The organism is Massilia sp. LMS1-1-1.1 (assembly GCF_040815535.1).
GTDB classification, from domain to species: Bacteria; Pseudomonadota; Gammaproteobacteria; order Burkholderiales; family Burkholderiaceae_D; genus Janthinobacterium; species Janthinobacterium aestuarii.
Genome location: NZ_JBFPNG010000012.1, coordinates 947,512 through 968,505 on the forward strand (window position 1 = coordinate 947,512; position 20,994 = coordinate 968,505).

Genomic DNA, 20,994 nt, shown 5'->3' on the forward strand with positions numbered 1-20,994 from the left:
AAACAGTCAGACTGTTGACATATTCAAACAGTCCGACTAATATTCGTCGCATGAACCCAATTCAAACCATCCGTGGACGCCTGCGCGTCACCCAAGCGGCTCTTGCCAAAGAGCTTGGCGTCACGCAGGGCAACATATCTCACTACGAACAAGGTCAGGAAGTTCCACCGCCGGTCGCAAAGCTGCTGATTAAATTTGCCGCATCAAAGGGGGAGGCAGTTACCTATAACGACATTTACGGCGAGCCCATTCCAGCCTCGCGTCGCGCATCTGATCCGGCACAAGGACCAGGCCACGCCGGTCGGCAGCCACCTACCGCCAACGCTATCTTCGACACCGTGCCTGCGCGCGCCGCTGTCGGCATCGATGTGGGCGCGAAGCCATGATCCGCCTGATCCCAATTTCCGCGCCTCGCCCGGCGGATGCATTCGTGCGCATCCCGATCCTCGAGCCGCACCAGCTGACTCGCGGCGTGCCGCTCGAAGAGTGCGCGTCGCCCGCCAGCGAGCGCCCACCCTAAAACAGCACCGACCTGCATTTCGCTGTACCCAAACCCTGTAACACCGACCACCAGGAGAAAACCATGAAACAGAAGCAAAAACGTACCGCGCTCGTCAAGAGCTACATCACCGACGAGAACAAAGATGCATTGCAAGCCGCATGCACTTCGATGCGCAAGAGTGTCAGCGATGTGCTGAACGAATGCACGATCGTGATCATCCGCAATCACCTGGACGCCAGGCCGAAACGGAATGATACGCCGCCGTTTTCGAGCGGGGCTAGACCTAAATCACGGGAAAAGTTGGGCCCACTCCAGCCGCAGCGCCCCAGCTTCGGCCTGGTCCCGCGCGTCGTGCGGATGCGGGTTTAACGGCATGGAGGCAGCTATTGAATAAACCAGCCGAGGTCACCGCCGAGGAAAAGGAGCTGGTTTTCCAGCGTTCGATGATTTACCGCCAGGCCGAGAAAGACCTGCAGCGCGCCAAGGACGGGGAGGGCGAGATTGCCGCGAAAGCGGCGCACAAGGCAGCACGCCAGAAATGGCGCGATGCCACCGACAGGGTGGCGAAGAAATACGAGGTGCCGCGGCGCGAGCCGCCATAACGAACCCGCACCCGACAGCTACAGCATCGCACGGCCGGATTCGGCCTCTTTAATCACCATCAATTAGGAATATGACATGACGCAAACAACTGCAATCAAGCCGTACCGCTCGTTGGACGACGCCCACGGCAATAACGAATTGCTCGACATGCTGCTAGCCAAAGGCCCGAAGAACGACGCAGCTCTGGCCCGCGCGCTGGAAGTGGCGCCGCCCGTGATCTCGAAGATTCGCCACGGCCGCCTGCCAATCGGCGCCTCGCTGCTGATCCGCATGCACGAGGTGTTCGACGTGTCGATCCGCGAACTCAAGCGCATCGCGCGCGCCGAGGTGGCAGCTTGACCTGGTCGACCGCGCAGCCCGAGTCCGGCGCCAGTGCGGTGCTGGGCGAGGAGGGCGGCCAGCAGCAGGTGCACGTCGAGCGCGAATTGCCGGTGGACCCCGGCCACGTGCGGACGCGCCAGCACTACGAAGCAATGCTGCAGGAACTGCAAGGCCAGAAATGAAAAAAGCCCGCTGGCAGGCGGGCTTCCTTGAAACAACAAAAATTCGCGAAAGAATTTATGACCGAAATTGTACAACACAAAGGCATCTCCATAGCGAATACGCTGATTGCGACCGACGCCGAAGGGCGCTTTCGCCTCAACGACCTGCATCAAGCTGCAGGCGGTGAGCGCCGTCACGGTCCCTCATTGTGGCTGGAAAACGAGCAAACGAAGGCCCTGGCTCAAGAATTGGGCGATACAGGAATTCCTGTATCGGTTATTAAAGGTGGCTCGCACCAAGGCACATACGTCTGCCGCGAGTTGGTCTACGCCTATGCCATGTGGATCAGCGCCAAGTTCCACCTGGAAGTAATCCGCACCTTCGACGCCGTGGCTACCGGCCAGGCGCCAGTCGCTGCGCCGAAGCCCAGCGCAGTCTCGCCCGCCAAGGAATTCCGCGCCATCTTCGGCATTGCACGCCTGATCGGCCTCGACAAGAACGCTGCGGCGATCAGTGCGAACCAGGCCACGACCGCCCTGACCGGCGTCAACATGCTGCAGCTGATGGAACACACTCACCTGGCCACACCCAGCCAGGAGATTTATTACACGCCGACGGAACTGGGCAGCCGCTTCGTCAAGAGCGCCAGGGCTTTCAACCAGCTTCTGGTGGAGGCCGGCCTGCAAGAGAGTATCGCAGGCCATTGGGTGCCGACGGAGAAAGGGCGCGCGCATGCTTTCGTGGCGGATACCGGTAAGGCGCACGGCAGCGGCACGCCCATCCAGCAAGTGAAGTGGCGCGATTCCGTCCTGGCGGAGGTGGCATTGTGACTGACCAAGCTGACAATCGCACGCGCCCGCCTGCTGGCGTAGCATCTATCCGCAATTCCGCCAACGCCGACCGCGCCGCCGATATCCTGGCCACGGTCAAGCGCTGTGGCGCCGCAACCATTGGCGATATCGCCCTGGACCTGACGCTTCACCGCGAAACCGTGCGCAAGCGTCTGGCCAAACTGGTCAAGGCCGGCCAACTAGTGCTGATCGAGCCAGCAGCCGCCCACGTCCGAGCCCTGTACGGCATGCCCGACTTGGACGACCAGGACGAATTTGACCTGTACCGCAATCGAAGCAGCAACTGGCCGCGCGGCGAGCACGGCCGCGATCCGTTGGTGGCAGCTATTTTCGGCGCCCCGGTGACAATGATCACCTCCAGTCCGCCATGCGCTCATTTTGCACCTCAGTTTGCCGAGGTGCGCCCATGAAGCGCGACGCCTTCACCTTGTCCCTCGACCTCGGTAGCGAGCTCATCATCGACAACTTTGCCGGCGGCGGCGGGACCAGCACTGGCCTGGAGCAGGCATTCGGCCGCCCGGTCGATATCGCCATCAACCATGATCCCGAAGCGCTGGCCATGCACGCGGCAAATCACCCGCACACCACGCACCTGTGTGAAAGCGTGTGGGACGTCGACCCGATCAAGGTCACGAACAATCGTCCGGTGGGCCTGGTCTGGCTGTCGCCCGACTGCAAGCATTTTTCTAAAGCCAAGGGCGGCAAGCCAGTCGAAAAGCGCATCCGTGGCCTGGCCTGGGTGACGCTTCGCTGGGCGGCCAAGTGCAAGCCGCGCGTCATCATGCTGGAAAACGTCGAAGAATTTAAGACGTGGGGCCCGCTGCTGGTCGAAGCCGACGGCAGCGCCAAGCCGGACCCGGCCAAGAAGGGCAAGACCTTCGACAGCTTCATCCGCCAGCTGCGCGCACACGGCTACACCGTCGACTACCGCGAAATGCGCGGCTGCGACCACGATACGCCCACCATCCGCAAGCGCTTCTTTCTGGTGGCGCGCCGCGACGGCATCGCAATCAAGTGGCCAGAGCCTACCCATGGTGCGCCCGACAGCATCGGCGTGCGTGCCGGAAAGCTCCTGACGTACCGCACAGCCGCCGAGTGCATTGATTTCAGCCTGCCGTGCCCGAGCATCTTCGAGCGCGACAAGCCGTTGGCGCCGGCCACGCTGCGCCGCATCGCCAAGGGCATCATGCGTTACGTGGTAGACGCTGCCGATCCATTCATCGTGAACACGGCCAACAGCAAAACCACCGGTAGGGCCCCGAACGTGTGGGAAGCGGCCGAACCGCTGCGCACCATCACCAGCGCACCAGGGTTTTCCGTCGTGGCGCCGACTATCGTCCCGGTCACGCACCAGGGCGGTGATCGCACCGAATCCATCGGCGAACCGTTCCGTACCATCACCGGCGCACACCGCGGCGAGAAGGCGCTGGGCGTTGCCACGCTGGTACAGGTGGGCTACGGGGAGCGCGAGGGTCAGGCGCCGCGCGCACTGGATATCGAGAAGCCGCTGGGCACGGTGGTGGGCGAGAGCAAGCATGCGCTCGTGTCCGCGCTGCTGACCGGCGTCGGTGGCCGTGCTGGCCAGAGTCGCCCACGCGGCGTGGACGAGCCGACGGCAACAGCAACGTCGAAGGCTGACGCGGCGCTGGTCACGGCCGTGCTGGTCGACGCCGCTCACGGCGAAGTATCGCCTGGCGGTGTGAAGCGCTGGGGCACCGGTGCGCACGACGTCGAGGCGCCGCTGGGCACCGTTACGGCCAGTGGCAACAAGGCCGTGGCCACGGCATTCCTGGCCAAGCATTACACCGGCGTCGTAGGCTCGGACTTGACCGATCCTATCGGCACGGTCACCGCGTGCGACCACCACAGCCTGGTGACGGCATTCTTGACGGAGCACGCCAACGCAAGCAATCAGCGCGTGATGCCGGCCGACGAGCCGTTGCGCACCATCTGCGCCCAGGTCAAGGGTGGCCATTTCAGCATGGTATCGGCGCACATCACGAAGTTCCGAACTGGCGCCACCGGCAGCGACATGAACTCGCCGCTGCCGACGATCACGGCCGGGCCGAAAGAAAACCCTGCTGGCGCCCCGCACGCGCTGGGCATTGTCACGGCACACATCCAGCGCGACATGGGCGCCAGCGTCGGCCACGCTGCTGATGCGCCGCTCGGTACAGTAACGGCTAGTGGTGGCGGCAAGTCCGCCCTGGTCACGAGCAACATGATCAAGCTGCGTGGTACCAGCACGGCGGCCGGCACGGACGAGCCGCTGGGCACGGTCAGCGCCGGAGGCCAGCACCACGCCGAGGTGCGCGCTTTCCTGCTGAGCTACTACGGCACGGACCAGGCGCCCGAGATCGATGGGCCGCTGGCCACCGTCACGAGCCGCGACCGCTTCGGCCTGGTGACGATCCACGGCCAGGATTACCAGATCGTGGATATTGGCCTGCGCATGCTGCAGCCGCGCGAGCTGTTCCGGGCCCAAGGCTTTCCCGACGATTACATCATCGGCGATGACCCGGCCCAGGGCCTGAAACTGACGAAGAGCGCCCAAGTGCGCATGTGCGGCAATTCAGTTTGCCCGCCCATGGCCAAGGCGTTGATCCTCGCCAACTTCGCGCATGAGCGCGAGATTGCGAGGGTAGCGTGAAATTAAGCTTGAGCTTCAGCCGCAGCATCGCGAAGAGAGATTCTAAGCACGTTTGCCTCCAGGCTAATAACGAGCATAGCTTGCTCAAATCTCTGGTAACTAACCATCTGCTCAGTAAATCCGTGACCCAGTATTGCGATCTGGAACCCGTAGTTTTGAATCAACCAAGCCTGCTTGTTGATCTTTTTCAGTATTGCATTCAGCGCAGGGCGCACGGCCGCTGCGCGCAATTCAGCAATCCGGCTCAGCAGTTCAGGAAGGTGCTGCTGCACGTTCACATAATTAGCATTAGCAAAGCCTTTTGCGCTGACTATGAAATCAAGCAACTCATCAGCCAGATCCGCGATTTTCTGTGCTTGGGACGCTTCAGCGTCTTTAATTGCAAGAGCCTGTTCGCGTCGCTCAGTTTGTCGCTGGAGCGCTGGAATTGCTATTGCAATAGCTATACCCACGATAGCGCCGAATGCCTGAGCCCAAGCTGCCCAGTCATTTTTTTCGAGCCCGCAAAGCAGGCCAGTCGCTATCAGCGCAATAAAAAAGGTGATGGCAAGCAGGGAATAGCGAACATAGCGCGTCTTCCAGTATCTGAAATTTATTGTCATACAGGAATCTTATCATGATCGCCAACCCCGCCCAAATTACCCGTCACCACCTGGCGAACCAAGCAGCGCCCGCTTATTCGTTGATCCGCAAGGTCTGCGGCTGCGGCAAAGCCAGCACCGCCAAGCAACAGGCCCAGCACGGTAAATGCGCCGCCTGCGCGCTGGCGGCCGTCCGCGACGCAATCATGCCTGGCGACTTCGCCAAGCTCCAGCACATGCTGGGCGCGGTGAAGCAATACCCGAAATCCAAGTGGGGCTGGCGTAACTACTATGCCGCCGGCGGCGGACAGGCGCACGAGGCCATGCAGCGCCTGGTGGCTGCGGGCCTGGCCACGGCTGGCCGGGCCGCCAACGAAATGACCTACTTCCACGCCACCCGCCTGGGCTGCAAGGCTGCTGGCCTTGATGGCGCTGGCATCAAGCGCGCGATGGAGGATTGACCATGTTTAATAGCTCATTGAGCCTCCGCCCGGCGCTGTTTGGCAACCTCGACTTGCGCGGGCAAAGTGTAGAGATAAATAAGCAAGAACTTACAAAGCTCATGCATCTGGCTGGCCATTTCTTCGGTCGCTTCAGTGTCGCTATGTACGGCATCGTTTCCATCAAGCCTAAGTTCGTGCGCCCAAGCCTGGATCTCAGGGGTAATTCTGTTTTCTTTAGCCAGTCGGTCGATCCGCTTCTCGATCTTCCAGGCTTCGATATCTGGCGAAAACGCCTTCAGAGCGAGCTCCATTGTCTTGCGATACATGCTACATGCGGCGTCGAAGTGTTGCCCTCTAAGAGAGGCGGCGGCCTGAAAAAATACGCGTGCAACTGGCTCAGGAATATCCGCAGGCGCTTCGTTCGAGGTGCTGGCTGGAAATACTTGATAGGGACGAAGGCGATGTCCCGTCGCCATCAAGTTTCCAGAGTAACTCGCAGTCTTGTAGCCGAGCATAGTCAGGTTTTCAGAACAGTTAAACATGGCCGTAATTGGCATATTGCAACCACCACATGTTGCACCGACAATAAGCTGCTGAGGATTTGTGGGGCGAACATACTCCGTTTGAATGGCGAAGCTCATTTTATTAGCCCCGCAATGCGGGCAATCGTAAACGATGGTAGCCATAGATTTCCTTGTCAAAAGGAAATCTTATCATGAGCCTAATCCACTTGGTTTCGCTTTCGGGCGGCAAGGACAGCACTGCAACCGCTATTCTCGCGCTCGAGCTGCACGGTATAGCCGCGTGCCGTTTCGTCATGGCCGATACCGGCAATGAGCACGAGAGCACGCTGGAATATGCACTGGACTACTTGCCAGCGGCCCTTGGCATCAAGGTCGACGTGGTGCGTGCTGATTTCGCTGATGAATTCGCCACCAAGCGCGCCAACCTGGCGCGCATCGCGGCCGGCGAACCGGAGTCTGCCGTGTATGGGAAGCGCAAGTTCATGTATCACTGGACGGTCGAGGCAGCACAGCGTGCGCTTGAGCTGCTACACCCATCTGGAAACCCATACCTGGACCTATGCATGGTGCGCGGCGGCTTCCCATCGCGCAAAAGGCAGTTCTGTACGGAATATCTCAAGACCAAGCCATTGACGGAGTTCGCAATGGATTTGATCGATCATGAATGCGATGCGATCTGGTCCTGGCAGGGAGTGCGGATCGACGAAAGCCAGTCGCGCCGCGAGCGTCTGCAAGGCACTGGTGCGTGCGTCAAGCACTTCGAAGTGGTTGGCGGTGGCCTGTTCACTTACCGGCCAATCTTGCGCTGGAACGTCGGTGATGTGTTCGAGGCCCATCGGCTGGCCGGCATCGAGCCGAATCCGCTCTACAAGCAAGGGATGTCGCGCGTCGGCTGCATGCCTTGCATCAACTGCAGCAAAGGGGAGCTGCACGAGGTGTCGCGCCGTTTCCCCGAACACATTGCTCGAATCGCGGAATGGGAGGCTCTGGTGTCGGAAGTATGCCGGCCGCGCTCGCCCGTATCGTTTTTCCACATGGGCACCAAGGCGCACGCGGGACAAGCTTCAACCATCGAATCGGTGGTCGAGTGGTCGAAGACGAGCCGCGGCGGCAAACAATTTTCGCTGCTCACTGCGTTGGACGAGCCAACGGCGTGCAGCTCTGCTTATGGACTTTGCGAATGAGAGCATTCATTACCCATGCGTCTACAGGATCAGTACTGCCGGTGTGCCAAATGAGTCAAGGAATCGACGAGACAAGTTATTTACTTCGCGCTCGCGTATTTTGTAACTTCTCAAACATCGATGTCATTGCCAGAGAGAATGATTCCACGTTCGTTGCACTTCGAAATAAGGCGGCTTTTGTGATCAATCAGCCTATCGCGAAATTTCTCGGCCTTTCGGACTCGTTCAGCGCTGCGAGTGTGAATGTGATCAAGCATTCCATAGTTATGATTGTGGTTTTGAAAATCCGCTCGTGCCTGGGTAAGCAAAAGCCCCAGATGGAGCGACGCAGTTACACAAACGTGGTCCGTGGCTGGCGTTATAAACGAGTCAAGAACTGCTCGCAAATGATCAAGGCGCGTGGCGCTTTCTTCAAAGGCGCCATGCTCTGTGGCTGCCTCGTGCTCGTTCGCCGCGTCAGACATAGCCTGTACTGCTTGGAATGCTACCGACGTGACGTTTTGCGCGGCAATCGTTCTGCTTTGAAGGCGCGCATCCTCAGCCTTCTGGTCCTCGACTTCGCGCTGAAGCAGGAACAGCCCACCAGTAATCAACAAAGCAGCTATAGAGCCGACAGCCTGAACCCAAGCAGCCCATTCGCTCGGGGAAATTGTCTTCGAAATCAACACGGCGGAAATGCCGATGGCTCCGCAGATGGCAAACGCAGCAAGTTTCGTTTTCAGGGTAAGTTTCATGGAGTTTTTCCATTTAATTGGCGGAATCGTAACACGTTGACTCTTGGCGGTGGGAAATGAAGCGCTCACCTATGAAGCCCGGCAAACCCTTGGCGCGCACGCCCTTCAAACGCACCTCGCCCATGCCCAGCACCGGCATGCTCTCCGTGCAGTCGCACCAGCGCACGGCATCGAAGCGCAAGAGCGGCTTGAAGAACAAAGGCCCTCGCTCGACACCGATCCGGCGCGCCGCGCGCGGCCGGGACTGCACGCTGCGCCTGGCCGTCTGCAATTTCGACACTGACACCACCGTGCTGTGCCATTCGAACTTTCTGGCCGACGGCAAGGGCATGGGCTTGAAGGCGCCGGACACTGCCGCCGCGTTCGGCTGCAGCGCATGCCACGACGTGCTCGACGGCCGGCGCCCGCGCCCGGCTGAGCTGTCGCTGGCCGGCCTGGAGGCTGCGTTCCGCGCGGCCGTCGGTACCACACACAAAATTTTACGGTCGATGGGCCTGCTCGATGCAGCGCCCAGTGACCAAAAACATAATTTGGAACACACATGACGCGAATTAACTTCTGTGAATTTGTGCTGGGCGCGATTCCCGGTACCGTGCGCACCCCTCAGGTGGCCGCGCTGTTCGGCGCGGCGCGCGCGCAGGAGGGTGGCCATGCGTGACTATGGCAAGGTGCAAACCACTTTTTGGACCAGCGAAGACACGAGCAGCATGTCGGACACCGGGCGCATGCTTGCTCTTTATCTATTGACGAGTCCGCACTCAAACATCCTGGGCTGCTTCCATTTGCCAATCGGATACGTTTCCGAGGACCTGAAATGGTCGCCGGAAAGGGTTGAGAAAGGGTTTGCGGAACTGTTAGAGAAGGGTTTCGCAACCCGTGATAACGCCTCAAAATGGGTTGTCTTGCACGCCTACTTAAAGTGGAACCCAATCGAAAACCCGAACCAAGGCATTGCGGCTGGGCGCCTGTTTGAGCAGATTCCAAACCGCTCGACCGTGAAACCCTTGCTGGCTGCGGCTCTCCGGATACATTCGAAGCATTTTCCTCGCCAAATTCTGGAAGATTTTGGAACCGTTCCGGAACCGTTACCCCAACCGTTTCGAAACCAGGAACAGGAACAGGAACAGGAACAGAAGCAAGAACAGGAAAACCCCCTTGTCGAGCAAAACCAGCTCGACCCCGTGAAAACGATTTTCGCCTACTGGCAAAAAATCATGGACTCGCCCAAGTCGGTTCTGGATGACAAGCGCAAGCGGTTGATCACCAAGGCGCTCAAGGGCTACTCGCCGGCCGACATCTGCAAAGCCATTCGTGGCTGCTCGAAGACGCCGCACAACATGGGGCTGAACGATGCCCAAACGAAGTACAACGGCCTGGGCCTGATCCTGCGCGATGCCGACCACATCGACCGGTTCATCCGAAACGATGCTGGCCAGGCCCGCGCCAGCGCCGGCAACGAGTCGATCGAGCAGACGAATGCCCGCGTGATGCGCGAGCTGATGGGTACTGCCGCTCCGGCCGGCGACATCATCGATGCGGTGCCAGCATGAACGCCGCAGACGCGCCACGCTTCATGCAGCTGCTGGCCGAGACGCTGGCCGCCTACGGCAAGCCGCTGCCGGAGCCTGCCATGTCCCGCGCCTGGCTGGCCAACCTTGAACCCTATCCGCTGCGTACGGTGGCGGCTGCCATGCAGGCCTACCGCGACGAGAACGGCGAATTTGCACCGGTACCGGCCGGCATCGCCAAGCGCTGCAAGCTCATGGACGGCCGCCCGGGCGCCGAGGAGGCATGGGCAATCGCGCTGATCGGCCAGGACGAAATGGCCAGCGTGGTCTGGACGACCGAAATCGCCGAGGCCTTCCGCATCTGCCGGCCGGTGCTCGACTCCAGCGGCGCCATCAGCGCGCGCAAGCCGTTCCTGGAGGCGTACGAGCGCATCGTTGCCGCGGCCCGCCTGGAACTGCGCCCGGCCGAGTGGCTGGCATCCGTGGGCTGGGACAAGGCGCGCCACGTCGAGGTGCTGGGCAATGCGGTGAGGGCAGGGCTGCTGCCGGCGCCGGCTGTGGCGGGCCTGCTGCAGGGCAAGCAGGACCAGACGCCGGACGATGCCGCACGCGAGCAACTCGCTGCAATCAAAAAAATGATTGCTGACGGCGCGGCCGCAAAGGAGGCGGCGCGCTTGGAGCGTGTCGAGCAGCAGCGCCTGGCGGACGAAGAATTCAAGCGGTCGACCGCCGAGCGCATGCAGCTCTACCTGGCTGGCGGCAGAAATGCACCCGGCCCGACAAGCGCGAATGCCGCTCAGGATTTGCTAGAGGCACCGCCGCACTGCGCAAGGGCCATGGCCGCTACGAAGTGACGTCTTCGACCTATAAATCGAGTAGAGGGGCTGTGAGCGAATTTACGTCGCGAATTGACGGCGAAGCAATAAGTTCCTTTTTTCGTAGATCACAAGCATGGCGGCGCATACGAAGTCGATGTGTGATTGCAAGCCGATTGCCTTAATCCGATCACCATTAGCAATTGCAAGTTCGAACGGAGGCAGTGATTTGTCGAGATCACGGTAAAGACTGCGCAGCAACCCCTCAGTCTCGTACTTGAGGCCGACTGGTCGGCTGGATGTAAAAGGATGAATTTTCATGGGATTTATGCCGGCAGGGTTTCACCGAACTCCAAATCGAACATGGCACGCTGAACGGCGATATCGATTGCTACTTCACCGCAAAGGTAGCTGTCCGTTGAAAGAGGTCCACGCAGAGCAGGCTTGTGTTCACTTTTATGGCCAAGGATTCGGTACTGCGGATACCAAACTGATTCCAGTTTGAGAGCCGTAGCTTCGATGGTGAATTTTCCGTATTGCGCGAGGCGGGTAAGCAGTGTGTTGTCCATATATTTCCTTGTTGTTTCATAAATTTTGAGGTTAAAGCGTTTGATGGTCTGTGCGTTTCAACACATAGGCCGAGGCACTATTTTTTGAGGATTCTATGAACGTGACTTTTGTTATTCCCGGCCAGCCGGTTGCCAAGGGCCGCCCCAAATTTGCCAGGCACGGTAAAGCGGTAGTGGCCTACACGCCAGCCAAGACGGCTAGTTATGAAAATCTGGTCAAGATGGCTGCTACCGCAGCCATGGCCGGCGCGGCACCTAGTGCGGCGCCGATTGATTTAGTCATAAAGCTTGGCTTGCAAATACCGGCCAGCTGGTCGTCCAAACGACGTGCCTTGGCTTTAGCAGGCGCCATTCATGCCACGAAAAAGCCGGATGCCGATAACGTGCTCAAGGGCATAAAGGACGGCTGCAACGGCATCGTGTGGCGCGACGACGCTCAAGTGGTCAGCATTACTCTGCAGAAGAGGTATTCCGAAACGCCACAAGCGAGCGTGATGGCCCAGGAGCTGTCGGGGGCCGCAGCGTGAGCGCCAACAAGAAGCCGCGCAAACGGTACATCCCGAAGCCGGCCGTGCTGCCGCCTGGCGCGCGCCGAGACATTGCCTTCGAAATGCCAGGCTTCCAGGCCAGCGAGGCCATGGGCAAGGGCCACTTTCAGGACCAGCACGTCTACGACCTGCTGAGCAACGCCGATATGGCGCGCCGCATTGCGCCAGCAGGCCACGACATCCTGCCGGTGGCTCAGGCCATGGTCGAGGCAATTGCCGAGATCCAGGCGCGCGCCCAGCGCACGGGCAGCTTCGGCGTCAACGGCGATGAAATGCGCGTGCTGCGCGAGGGCGTCGGCAAGACCATGGTCTTCCTGCGTGGCGCGTCGAACGTCGACATTGCGCGCGCGTCGATGGCGGCCGTGCGCGAATTCAACCGGACCGGCGTGCTGCGCGTATGAGTGGCGGTAGTGATTGGCAGGGCTAGCACAGGGCAAAAAAGGGTGTTAACGTTCGCATACAAAATGAAAGGTAAGACATGGGCTTTACAGACCGCTACATTGCATCGATAGGTTCGAGCAACCTGATGGACGACGCGCTTCACCACCAGACGGATCCGCTGGCCGCCGCGGCGCTGGCTGGTGACATTGGCGCGCTGCTGTGCCGCGTGAAGTACGCCGACGGAACGCTCAACCGCATGTTCGAGGGCAACCAGCAGAACCTGGCCCAGCTGCTGCGCATCTGGACCGCCGAAGTTATCAAGCGCGGGCGGTTCCGCCGCTGGGTGCCAGAAAATACAGCTTGGGATGCGGCAGCGGCACAAGCGCTTTACCGGCGCGTAGCTGAGAAGTCGCTGGCGCACTGGCTCGACGGCACGTGCAAGGGCTGCAGTGGCACTGGTGTCAAGGTGCTGCTGGGGAATGGACTGTGCACGTCGTGCAAAGGAACCGGCGTCGCGGCAGTGTACGGTGTGGCTGGCCTGGAGCTGGAGCGCGTCAAGGATATGGTCAGCGAGCTGAGCTCAATTCACGACAGTCATTCTGGCCGGGCGGGCGGCTTGTTACGCGGCGGAGACATGTAGCGCAAGTTTTCTTTAAGCCTGTGTTTACAAACAGTATTTCTGCGGTATACTTCAATCCTCAGTTCAAGAAAATTCTTCCGGAAATCGTAATGTGCGCTTCGCGCCACCGATAGCTGGAACTCGCGACAGTACCCGGACCCAGCGCCGTACCTGCACGCCTTGAATTTGCCGCTCACTACGCGTTATAGTCGTGGGAGCAAAAAATAAGCCACCTCATGGGTGGCTTTTTCGTTTTTCGTTTTTCGTTTTACTGTTGACTTCGCGCATCGTTAGACCAAACGATTGGTTGTGGATGCAAAGCAGCAGCAAGATATTTCATGGAAGTTGAGTTTGGCTAAGAATGATTTTTAATTTATTTATTGATCAAATCTAGTAATTTAGATTTTTATCAAGGAATCGAATTGGTGGAGAAGTAGCATCCTCTAAGAGCGTTGCAAAAGCAATACTCGCGCTATCGCGAAGGCGCGCTTTCGCTAAATGTAGAGGTCTGCCATGTCAACATGTACTGCTCCTGGGCACTCCACATGCACCATTTCTTGCCCAAATGGCTGCGTTGCACTTTATCAAGAGCCATACGGCCCGTGTACTACTAGATGTAACGGTAGTGGTCGATTGGATATTAATCCAGATGAGAAATACTCAATTCAAGTTAGCGATATCTCAGTCGCAGAGTTAGGTAAAATTCTGGGCGAGGATTTTGCAGGAAGTCTGCAAGCAAGTCCATCGCCCCAGGATAAGAAAATTAACTTTTCAATTAGCGGTGTTTCAAAAAAAGAAATTTTCGATCACATTAATAAATTAATTTAATTGGCAATTATTTTATATTTGAATAATTGATAATGTATTATAAAATCAGGAGCTATTTTTATTTAAGTTGTACTCCCTAGGTCTCGCACTAAGCCGAAACTTGGCTCGCCATCTACAGTAAGAATAGATAAAAATTTCAACCCGCTCACAGCGGGTTTTTTTGAATTTTTTGTTTGTTAAACTTTGGCTCAAGCAACGAAAAACATAATTATTCCCTCTATATCATTGGCAGCGTTTAACCCAAATTTGCATATTGGGCGCCACTTTCGAGGCTTGGCTTGGGAATACTTGGTGCGCCGTACGCCGGCACCGGACCCCCTGCCCAGGCGAGAAGAGGTGCGCCGCGAGCTGGGCTGGACCTTGATTGCTGCGGAGCGCCAGACGCAGGCCGAGGATGACGAACGAAACTGAACTGGCCGGATGCGCGCGCGATCATGCCGCCGCAGGCCTGAAAAGGAGGTGCGCCGTGAAGTAGCGATCAAGCAACCAAGCAAACCAATCAGTCGGGTGCCGCCGCGAGGCTGCGCGCCAAACCGACTCCGGGACGCTGTAACCCGGCTCCAGATTTCGCGGGCGCAGCTCAATGGCAGAGCAGAAGCCTTCCAAGCTTTCCACGAGGGTTCGATTCCCGCCGCCCGCTCCAACTTACCCGCCCGGCATACTGGGCGCTACCACCGGTGCCTTACGGCGCTGCCGGAGTTGCTTTTGCGATGCGTGATCGCTCCAAGACGGTTTTAAGCAGATCAGAAAGAGGACCGATCGGACGGCCGAAGATTTTTTCGCGCTGAACTGCCGCTAATAGGCCGACTAAATCCGAGTGGTGAAGTGTCTCGATCATTTGACCCGCGTCATAACTAGGTCCCGCACAACCAGAGCTCAGCCATCTTGAGATCTGGCGGCTATGGCCGTGCGTATAGTCATTTAAAATCTTGTAATGACTTTTGAAAACCTCAAACCATTCTCCGAGGTGGTGAGAAGTTCGTAGTTTCTCTGCCATTCTCTCGAAAGGCGGCGGTGGGCGTTCAATCTTCAATACTTGGTCGACTTGATTATCTGATGCGCATAAATCGATCCATATGCCACTTACGGTAGCCTCAAGCAACGAGCGTTGTAGCGCGGTTGCGCTGGCGAAGGCACCGACCTTTACCAGCAGCAAGAGCGCTTCACGATGATCCAGTGCCAGGTTTAGGTAGGCCATTGCTAAATATTCACGGCGGTCGAGGTTGCCATGCTCGCCAAGCATTTCTTGCAAAGAAAGTGAGATTGCGGCGGACTGCTCGATTGCGAGCTCTAGATTTTTATCTTTCAAGGACAGACCTCCGCGGCGCCATTTGGCCGAGTATGTGTAGGGCCAAATCGTAACATCGAACACTAGCCAGCGCGCTCCAGTGGCAGGGCTTACAAAACGGGCGCAGCTCACCGACGTAGCAAAGATCCAGAGGACTCCAGCCGCGATGCACCGCGGCGCATGCTGGGGGCGGGCGGTGACACATCGAAAGCCGACATGCAGAAAATCCAGCACTCATCAAACAACGGCGTGCTCGGCGCGCCTGCAGGCTGGGATCAAGCCGAGCTGCCATGCAACGCGCTGCCGATCGCACGCACGCACGTGGGAGATCTGGCTGCCGTGGTGTCGTACTGGCGCCCAGATGCCGAAGAGTTGGCCGTGCTGAACGCCGGCGGCGCAGTCCAGCTGTGGGTAGTGGGCGCAACGATGCCGCCCGTGATGCTCGACGTCGACGGCGCTTAATTGGCCGGAAACATGAATTAGGCAGGGCCAAATGGCACGATCCCCGAAAAAGACGGACTACGAAAGGTGGTTCGAGTCGACTGGCGCAGCTCTTCGGGAGCGGGAAGCGCTGGCGAGAGCCGAGAACGCCAGGCGACTTGCGGGTATTCCAGCGCCGGAGGAGTGCCGCCCAGTACCTGCGCAGAAGAAACGCAGAACGACGATGAGCGAACGAGAGCGGTTCTATCGCAGTCCTGAGTGGCGAGCAGTCCGCGAGATGGTCTTCATGCGCGATGGTCGTATTTGCGTCAAGTGCAAGTCACAGGAAACTTTGAATATAGATCACATTCTGCCGCGCTCGAAGTACAGGCATCTTCAATTGGAGCCGTCGAACTTGCGTGTGCTCTGTTGGCCATGCAACAAGGCCAAGGCTGCCGGGATTGAGATAGCGGGGTAGGTCGGAATGAAGAAAAGCCGCAATTCCGCTGCGTCAACATCTGCGCGCCCGGTTCCGCCGGCAGAATTCACCGACCTGCTTCACAGTCGCTATCTGCCCGCGCCCGAGGTGCTCAAGTGGGCACGCGCAACCATCCTCACCGAAGGCGGCGCGCTCTACAACGAAGACCACGCCCACCTGGAATATGCAGATGTGCAGTTCCTGTGGGCACCGCACGGCTTCAGCAAAGCCGGCCGCACCGTGCTGGGCCAGTGCGAGGAGGTGACGTTCCGTTGCGGGCCGTGGCAAAAGGGCCGCCAGCAACAGCAGATGGCAGACTGGTTTGGCGCGGTGCCCGACTACCTGATTACCTTGGACGCCGCCTACTGCCTGACTTGCAGCGACGCAGAGTTTTGCGCGCTGCTCGATCACGAGCTTTATCACATCGCCCAAGAGCACGACGAGTTCGGCGCGCCGGCATTCAACAAGTACGGATTGCCGAAGCTGTGCATGCGTGCACATGACGTCGAAGAGTTTGTCGGCGTGGTCCGGCGTTACGGCGCAAGCGAGGACGTGCAGCGCATCATCGACGCAGCAAAGACGGCGCCAGAAGTGGCAAAAATCAACATAGCGAGGGCGTGCGGAACGTGTCTTCTAAAGGCTGCGTAGCCTTTACGTTGCTTTACAGGAAACTAAAACATGGCCGCACTCAAGGACGAGGTGAAGCTGTACGTCGTCACCGCGCTGGCATGTTTCGACTCGCCGACGCAGGTTTCGATAGCGGTAAAAGAGGAATTCGGTCTCGATGTGAGCCGCCAGCAGGTGTCCTGCTACGACCCGAACACGTACGTCGGCCGTAACCTGAGTCTGAAATGGCGCACGATCTTCGAAGAGACGCGCGCCAAGTTCCGCGCCACTGCCGAGGAAATCCCGATCGCCAGCAAGGCATTTCGCCTGCGCGGCCTGGCCCGGCTGGCGCAGAAGGCCGAGAGCATGCGCAACTTGCCGCTGGTGGCCAGTCTCTACGAGCAGGCTGCCAAGGAAGTGGGCGACATTTACGTCAATAAAGGCAAGGCCGAGCCGAACGATCAACTGCCAACACCCGTGCAAATCATCATCGGCGTCAAGGATGGGGCGCGAAAGAACGATGACCCAACTTGACCTGAATATCCCGCAGGCTGCATTCCTGAACCTGCCGCACAAGTACAAGGCGTATGTAGCGGGCTTCGGGTCCGGCAAGACCTTTGTGGGCTGCGTCGGCATCTGCATGCATTTTTGGCAGTGGCCAGGCATCAGCCAGGGTTACTTCGCGCCGACCTATCCGCAGATTCGCGACATCTTCTATCCCACGATGGACGAGGTGGCCTATGCGATGGGCTTGCGCATCAAGGTGAAGCAGGGTGACCACGAGGTCGAGGTCTACGAAGGGCGTCTATATCGCGGCACCGTCATCTGCCGCTCGATGGAGAAGCCGGAAACTATCGTGGGCTTCAAGATTGGCCACGCGCTGATCGATGAGCTTGACGTGATGCCGATGCTCAAGGCGCAGACGGCTTGGCGCAAGATCATCGCGCGGATGCGCTACAACGTGCCGGGCCTGCTTAACGGCATCGACGTGACCACCACGCCGGAGGGCTTCAAGTTCGTCTATCAGCAGTTCGTGAAGGCGGTGCGCGACAAGCCCGCGCTGGCGACGCTGTACGGTCTGATCCAGGCCAGCACGTTCGACAATGAGCTCAACCTGCCAGCCGACTACATCCCGTCGCTGCTGGCCAGCTACCCGCCGGCGCTGATCGATGCCTACCTGCGCGGCAAGTTCACCAACCTGACCAGCGGCTCGGTCTATCCGGACTTCGACCGCTTCAAGAACCGCACGACGCAGATCATCCTGCCTGGCGAGCCGCTGCAGGTAGGCCTCGACTTCAACGTGCTGAACATGACGGCGTGCATCAACGTGGTCCGCGAGGGCCAGCCGATGACACTGGCCGAGCGTGTGAAAGTGCGCGATACGCCGGCCATGGCTAGGATCCTGACGGAGGACTTCAAGGACAAGGGCCACCAGGTGAAGATTTTCCCGGATGCGTCCGGCCAGAACACCAGCAGCAAGAACGCGAGCGAGTCCGATCTGTCTATTTTGCGCCAGGCGGGCTTCCTGCTCGAAGTGAACCACTCAAACCCAGCGGTCAAGGACAGGGTCAACGCCTACAACGGCATGATCCTGAACGCCCAGGGCGAGCGCCGCTGGAAGATCAACACCGACCAGTGCCCGACGACCACCGAGGCGCTGGAGCAGCAGGTATGGGGCGCCGACGGCCAGCCGGATAAGAAGTCTGGCCATGACCACCCGAACGATGCGAATGGCTACTTCCTCGTGAAGCGCTACCCGATCGTGAAGAGCACGACGACCACCGCGCCGCTGCGCATGTAACAACAAGGATTTCCATGACCGACGCCGTACGCAAACAATCAGCCGAAGCCGCAAAGCTGAATGAGGATTGCGCCCTGGTAGCCGCGCTGCTGGGCGGCACCAAGGCTATGCGGGCCGCCGGCAAGACGTATTTGCCGCAGTGGCCGGGCGAGGACAGCGAGAGCTACGACCTTCGGCTGGCTGTGGCCACGCTGTTCCCGGCCTACGCCCGCACCATTGACGTGCTATCGGCCAAGCCATTCAGCAAGCCGGTGACGCTGGGCGAGGATGTGCCGGAACGGCTAAAGCCCTGGCTGCAAAATGTCGACTTGTCCGGCCGTGACCTTCATAGCTTTCTGTCGGAAATTACCCAAGAGGCCATGGGCTACGGCTTCTCGGGCATCCTGGTCGACTTCCCCAAGGCTGGCAACTTGGTCACGAAGGCAGACGAGCAAGCCGCCGGCGTGCGCCCGTACTTCGTCCAGGTGCACGTGCAGAACATCCTGGGCTGGCTGCCGAAGAACGCCACCAGCCTGGAAGGCTTGACCCAGCTGCGGTTGCTGGAAAGCGTGTCCGAACCGGATGGCGACTTCGACACCAAGGAAATTGAGCAGGTGCGCGTCCTGGGGCGCGGCACCTGGCAGACCTGGCGTCAGCGCGAGGCCAATGGGAAGAAAGAATGGTTCCTGCATGAGGAGGGCGTCACCACACTGAAGCGCATCGCGTTCGTGCCCGTCTACGGCAAGCGCCTGGGCTACATGCAGGCCACGCCGCCGCTGCTCGAGCTGGCGCACAGCAACGTCGAGCACTGGCAGAGCAAGAGCGACCAGCAGAACATCCTGCACGTCGCGCGCGTGCCGATCCTGTTTGCCAAGATGCTGGGCGAGGGCGGCATCACCGTCGGCGCCGGCAGCGCGGTCAAGTCGGAATCGCCCGAAGGCGACCTGAAATTCGTGGAGCACGGCGGCAAGGCCATCGAGGCCGGACGTCTGTCCATTCTCGATCTGGAAGACCGTATGCGCCAGGCCGGCGCTGAGCTGTTGGTGATCAAACCGGGCAATGTGACCGAATCGCAGACGCTGGCCGATAACGAGCAGGGCGCATGCGCGCTGCAGAAGATCGCGGGCAACGTCGAAGACGCAGGCGACCAGGCGCTGCAGCTGATGGCCGAATGGGTGAATGAAGCTGAAGGCGGTCACATCACCATTTTCAAGGACTTCGGCGCTGCGTCGCTGGCCGAGGCCAGTGCCGAGTTGCTGTTCAAGAGCGTGGCCAATAACCGGATTTCCGGTGAAACTTATTTCAACGAACTACAGCGCCGCGGCATCGTGTCGCCAGATTTGAAATGGGAGGATGAGCAGGAGCGCATCCAGTCCGCGCCACCTGACCTGACGGGGCAATAAATGGGCGCGCTCGAAGAGTGGATTGCCGAGATGTTCCTGACGCACTCCCTGAACCTGCTACGGTTCTCGGCCGGCACCCAGGATAAGATCCTGTTGCTGATGGCCGCCATGTCGAAGGAATTGACGGCCAAGCTGCACGAGGGCGAGATTTCGACCTACGGCAAGCAGCGCCTGGGCGCGCTGCTGCGCGAGTCGAATGCGCTGATTTCGTCTCATTACACCGGTATGCAGGCCGAAATGACCCGCAACCTGACCGGCATGGTGCGCATCGAGGCCGAATACACGGCCAAGGTGCTGACGCAGGGCCTCAAGATCGAGCTGGGCGCAAAGCTGCCGCCGGCCACCTACCTCGAAAAGCTCGTCGGCGACACCCTGATTAAGGGCGCCTCGTCAGCGGACTGGTGGAAGCGCCAGGCGCTCGATACGCAGTTTCGATTCGCCAGCCAGGTGCGGCTCGGCGCGGCACAGGGCGAAACGACGTCGCAGATTGTGTCGCGTGTACTGGGTAAGAGTGCGAAGGCGGCCGATCTGACGCCAAGCACGCCTGCCACGCCGCCGATGCCGGCCGGGACACCAGGTGCACCAGCGGCCCCGGCAGCCAAGGGGCTAGCGCCTGCGCCGGATCCTGTTGCGCCGGGCGAGCAGGGCATCTTGAAAACGTCAGCTGCAAATGCGCGTGCACTGGTGCACAGCTCGGTGCAGGCCGTGGCCAACGCCGCGCGCCTAGTGTCTTTTCAGCAGAACGACGACCTGATCGAGTGCCTGGTGTGGCTGTCGACGCTTGATTCGCACACTTGCCTGCTGTGCGCCATGCGTGACCTGCACGAGTACTCGCTGCACGAGCAAGAGCCGATCAACCATACCCACGAGTGGGCGGGCGGGCCTGGCGCCATTCATTTCAGCTGCCGCTGCGTGCTCAGCACGCGCACCAAGACGTTTGCGGACCTGGGCATCGAGCTGGACGAGCCGGGCGAGAGCACACGCCCGAGCGACGGCGGGGCGGTCAGCAGCAAGATGAACTTCAAGGACTTCCTGGCCAGCAAGGATAAGGCCTGGCGGGCGGAATACTTGGGTCCAGGCCGCGCCGAGATGTACGAGGCGGGCAAGATCACGCTGAATGACCTGATGAATCTCAAGGGGCGCAAGCTAACCTTGGAGGAACTGGCCGCCAAGTACGCGAAATAGCGTACGATCAG

29 protein-coding genes, 1 tRNA gene and 1 pseudogene are annotated in these 20,994 nt (G+C 59.4%); 25 read left to right on the forward strand and 6 right to left on the reverse strand.

What is annotated here, in order from left to right; all coding sequences use genetic code 11:
• The first annotated feature begins 50 nt into the window (after positions 1 to 50).
• The 8 genes and pseudogenes from MRBLMS1_RS14365 to MRBLMS1_RS14400 all read left to right on the forward strand — a co-directional run bounded on the left by MRBLMS1_RS14365 (position 51) and on the right by MRBLMS1_RS14400 (position 5,089).
• The gene (locus tag MRBLMS1_RS14365; protein ID WP_485879891.1) at positions 51 to 386 is read left to right on the forward strand and encodes a helix-turn-helix domain-containing protein; all 336 of its coding nucleotides are present in this window, start codon (positions 51 to 53) and stop codon (positions 384 to 386) included.
• Between the two features lie 197 nt (positions 387 to 583).
• On the forward strand, positions 584 to 871 hold the full coding sequence (locus MRBLMS1_RS14370) for a hypothetical protein (protein WP_485879893.1): 288 nt from the start codon (positions 584 to 586) through the stop codon (positions 869 to 871).
• A 17-nt stretch (positions 872 to 888) separates the two neighbouring features.
• The gene (locus tag MRBLMS1_RS14375) at positions 889 to 1,104 is read left to right on the forward strand and encodes a hypothetical protein (protein ID WP_485879895.1); all 216 of its coding nucleotides are present in this window, start codon (positions 889 to 891) and stop codon (positions 1,102 to 1,104) included.
• A gap of 76 nt (positions 1,105 to 1,180) precedes the next feature.
• Positions 1,181 to 1,420, forward strand: a pseudogene (locus MRBLMS1_RS14380) (helix-turn-helix domain-containing protein); the annotation flags it as partial.
• Between the two features lie 20 nt (positions 1,421 to 1,440).
• The gene (locus tag MRBLMS1_RS14385) at positions 1,441 to 1,608 is read left to right on the forward strand and encodes a hypothetical protein (RefSeq protein WP_485879897.1); all 168 of its coding nucleotides are present in this window, start codon (positions 1,441 to 1,443) and stop codon (positions 1,606 to 1,608) included.
• Between the two features lie 27 nt (positions 1,609 to 1,635).
• Entirely contained in the window at positions 1,636 to 2,418 is a 783-nt protein-coding gene (locus tag MRBLMS1_RS14390) for a KilA-N domain-containing protein (RefSeq protein WP_485879899.1), read from the forward strand.
• Positions 2,415 to 2,849 (forward strand): hypothetical protein, encoded by a 435-nt coding sequence (locus tag MRBLMS1_RS14395; RefSeq protein WP_485879901.1) that lies wholly within the window; start codon positions 2,415 to 2,417, stop codon positions 2,847 to 2,849. The genes MRBLMS1_RS14390 and MRBLMS1_RS14395 overlap by 4 nt, the downstream gene beginning before the upstream one ends.
• Positions 2,846 to 5,089: a DNA cytosine methyltransferase gene (locus tag MRBLMS1_RS14400; RefSeq protein ID WP_485879903.1), complete on the forward strand. Its 2,244-nt coding sequence runs from the start codon at positions 2,846 to 2,848 to the stop codon at positions 5,087 to 5,089. The genes MRBLMS1_RS14395 and MRBLMS1_RS14400 overlap by 4 nt, the downstream gene beginning before the upstream one ends.
• A gap of 2 nt (positions 5,090 to 5,091) precedes the next feature.
• Here the strand turns inward: MRBLMS1_RS14400 and MRBLMS1_RS14405 are convergent, their stop codons facing one another.
• On the reverse strand, positions 5,092 to 5,691 hold the full coding sequence (locus MRBLMS1_RS14405; protein WP_485879905.1) for a hypothetical protein: 600 nt from the start codon (positions 5,689 to 5,691) through the stop codon (positions 5,092 to 5,094).
• Positions 5,692 to 5,705: 14 nt separating this feature from the next.
• Between MRBLMS1_RS14405 and MRBLMS1_RS14410 the strand changes: the two genes are divergently transcribed.
• A complete protein-coding gene (locus MRBLMS1_RS14410) occupies positions 5,706 to 6,131 on the forward strand; it encodes a hypothetical protein (RefSeq protein WP_485879907.1) in 426 nt (141 codons plus the stop codon).
• A gap of 14 nt (positions 6,132 to 6,145) precedes the next feature.
• On the opposite strand, the gene MRBLMS1_RS14415 is transcribed toward MRBLMS1_RS14410, so the two are convergent.
• Positions 6,146 to 6,799 (reverse strand): DUF4145 domain-containing protein, encoded by a 654-nt coding sequence (locus MRBLMS1_RS14415; protein WP_485879909.1) that lies wholly within the window; start codon positions 6,797 to 6,799, stop codon positions 6,146 to 6,148.
• Between the two features lie 29 nt (positions 6,800 to 6,828).
• On the opposite strand from MRBLMS1_RS14415, the gene MRBLMS1_RS14420 reads away from it, so the two are divergent.
• Entirely contained in the window at positions 6,829 to 7,821 is a 993-nt protein-coding gene (locus MRBLMS1_RS14420; RefSeq protein WP_485879911.1) for a phosphoadenosine phosphosulfate reductase domain-containing protein, read from the forward strand.
• Positions 7,822 to 7,931: 110 nt separating this feature from the next.
• Here the strand turns inward: MRBLMS1_RS14420 and MRBLMS1_RS14425 are convergent, their stop codons facing one another.
• Positions 7,932 to 8,555 (reverse strand): hypothetical protein, encoded by a 624-nt coding sequence (locus MRBLMS1_RS14425; RefSeq protein WP_485879913.1) that lies wholly within the window; start codon positions 8,553 to 8,555, stop codon positions 7,932 to 7,934.
• A 71-nt stretch (positions 8,556 to 8,626) separates the two neighbouring features.
• Here MRBLMS1_RS14425 and MRBLMS1_RS14430 point away from each other — a divergent pair, with 71 nt between their 5' ends.
• The 3 genes from MRBLMS1_RS14430 (at position 8,627) to MRBLMS1_RS14440 (ending at position 10,917) form a co-directional block, all read left to right on the forward strand.
• The gene (locus MRBLMS1_RS14430) at positions 8,627 to 9,100 is read left to right on the forward strand and encodes a nuclease domain-containing protein (protein ID WP_485879915.1); all 474 of its coding nucleotides are present in this window, start codon (positions 8,627 to 8,629) and stop codon (positions 9,098 to 9,100) included.
• Between the two features lie 105 nt (positions 9,101 to 9,205).
• The gene (locus MRBLMS1_RS14435; RefSeq protein WP_485879917.1) at positions 9,206 to 10,105 is read left to right on the forward strand and encodes a hypothetical protein; all 900 of its coding nucleotides are present in this window, start codon (positions 9,206 to 9,208) and stop codon (positions 10,103 to 10,105) included.
• Positions 10,102 to 10,917, forward strand: a complete 816-nt coding sequence (locus MRBLMS1_RS14440) for a hypothetical protein (RefSeq protein WP_485879919.1) — start codon at positions 10,102 to 10,104, stop codon at positions 10,915 to 10,917. The genes MRBLMS1_RS14435 and MRBLMS1_RS14440 overlap by 4 nt, the downstream gene beginning before the upstream one ends.
• Positions 10,918 to 10,959: 42 nt before the next feature.
• Here MRBLMS1_RS14440 and MRBLMS1_RS14445 read toward each other — a convergent pair whose 3' ends face one another.
• Together MRBLMS1_RS14445 and MRBLMS1_RS14450 are read right to left on the reverse strand one after the other, a co-directional pair.
• On the reverse strand, positions 10,960 to 11,199 hold the full coding sequence (locus MRBLMS1_RS14445) for a hypothetical protein (RefSeq protein WP_485879921.1): 240 nt from the start codon (positions 11,197 to 11,199) through the stop codon (positions 10,960 to 10,962).
• Positions 11,200 to 11,204: 5 nt separating this feature from the next.
• Entirely contained in the window at positions 11,205 to 11,447 is a 243-nt protein-coding gene (locus tag MRBLMS1_RS14450; RefSeq protein WP_485879923.1) for a hypothetical protein, read from the reverse strand.
• A gap of 95 nt (positions 11,448 to 11,542) precedes the next feature.
• Between MRBLMS1_RS14450 and MRBLMS1_RS14455 the strand changes: the two genes are divergently transcribed.
• The 5 genes from MRBLMS1_RS14455 (at position 11,543) to MRBLMS1_RS14475 (ending at position 14,466) form a co-directional block, all read left to right on the forward strand.
• Positions 11,543 to 11,974, forward strand: a complete 432-nt coding sequence (locus MRBLMS1_RS14455; RefSeq protein ID WP_485879925.1) for a RusA family crossover junction endodeoxyribonuclease — start codon at positions 11,543 to 11,545, stop codon at positions 11,972 to 11,974.
• Positions 11,971 to 12,396: a hypothetical protein gene (locus tag MRBLMS1_RS14460; protein ID WP_485879927.1), complete on the forward strand. Its 426-nt coding sequence runs from the start codon at positions 11,971 to 11,973 to the stop codon at positions 12,394 to 12,396. Before MRBLMS1_RS14455 ends, MRBLMS1_RS14460 begins: the two co-directional genes overlap by 4 nt.
• 77 nt (positions 12,397 to 12,473) lie before the next feature.
• The gene (locus tag MRBLMS1_RS14465; RefSeq protein WP_485879929.1) at positions 12,474 to 13,016 is read left to right on the forward strand and encodes a hypothetical protein; all 543 of its coding nucleotides are present in this window, start codon (positions 12,474 to 12,476) and stop codon (positions 13,014 to 13,016) included.
• A 612-nt stretch (positions 13,017 to 13,628) separates the two neighbouring features.
• A complete protein-coding gene (locus MRBLMS1_RS14470; RefSeq protein WP_485879931.1) occupies positions 13,629 to 13,823 on the forward strand; it encodes a hypothetical protein in 195 nt (64 codons plus the stop codon).
• Positions 13,824 to 14,392: 569 nt separating this feature from the next.
• Positions 14,393 to 14,466: transfer RNA gene (locus MRBLMS1_RS14475), tRNA-Gly, on the forward strand.
• 39 nt (positions 14,467 to 14,505) lie between these two features.
• Here the strand turns inward: MRBLMS1_RS14475 and MRBLMS1_RS14480 are convergent.
• Positions 14,506 to 15,132, reverse strand: coding sequence for a DUF6988 family protein (locus MRBLMS1_RS14480; protein WP_485879933.1), 627 nt, complete (start codon positions 15,130 to 15,132; stop codon positions 14,506 to 14,508).
• A gap of 195 nt (positions 15,133 to 15,327) precedes the next feature.
• Here MRBLMS1_RS14480 and MRBLMS1_RS14485 point away from each other — a divergent pair, with 195 nt between their 5' ends.
• From MRBLMS1_RS14485 to MRBLMS1_RS14515, 7 genes are all read left to right on the forward strand, one after another.
• Positions 15,328 to 15,573 carry a hypothetical protein gene (locus MRBLMS1_RS14485; RefSeq protein WP_485879935.1) on the forward strand — a complete coding sequence of 82 codons (246 nt, stop codon included), beginning with the start codon at positions 15,328 to 15,330 and terminating at the stop codon, positions 15,571 to 15,573.
• A 265-nt stretch (positions 15,574 to 15,838) separates the two neighbouring features.
• Complete coding sequence (locus MRBLMS1_RS14490; protein ID WP_485880095.1) at positions 15,839 to 16,009, forward strand: HNH endonuclease; 171 nt, start codon at positions 15,839 to 15,841, stop codon at positions 16,007 to 16,009.
• Positions 16,010 to 16,015: 6 nt separating this feature from the next.
• A complete protein-coding gene (locus MRBLMS1_RS14495) occupies positions 16,016 to 16,657 on the forward strand; it encodes a putative metallopeptidase (protein WP_485879937.1) in 642 nt (213 codons plus the stop codon).
• A gap of 30 nt (positions 16,658 to 16,687) precedes the next feature.
• The gene (locus MRBLMS1_RS14500; RefSeq protein WP_139089442.1) at positions 16,688 to 17,149 is read left to right on the forward strand and encodes a DUF2280 domain-containing protein; all 462 of its coding nucleotides are present in this window, start codon (positions 16,688 to 16,690) and stop codon (positions 17,147 to 17,149) included.
• A complete protein-coding gene (locus tag MRBLMS1_RS14505) occupies positions 17,136 to 18,416 on the forward strand; it encodes a terminase large subunit domain-containing protein (protein ID WP_338678927.1) in 1,281 nt (426 codons plus the stop codon). Before MRBLMS1_RS14500 ends, MRBLMS1_RS14505 begins: the two co-directional genes overlap by 14 nt.
• A 14-nt stretch (positions 18,417 to 18,430) precedes the next feature.
• A complete protein-coding gene (locus MRBLMS1_RS14510) occupies positions 18,431 to 19,798 on the forward strand; it encodes a DUF4055 domain-containing protein (RefSeq protein WP_485879939.1) in 1,368 nt (455 codons plus the stop codon).
• Entirely contained in the window at positions 19,799 to 20,983 is a 1,185-nt protein-coding gene (locus MRBLMS1_RS14515) for a structural protein (protein WP_485879941.1), read from the forward strand. It abuts the gene before it with no gap.
• The last annotated feature ends 11 nt before the right edge of the window (positions 20,984 to 20,994 follow it).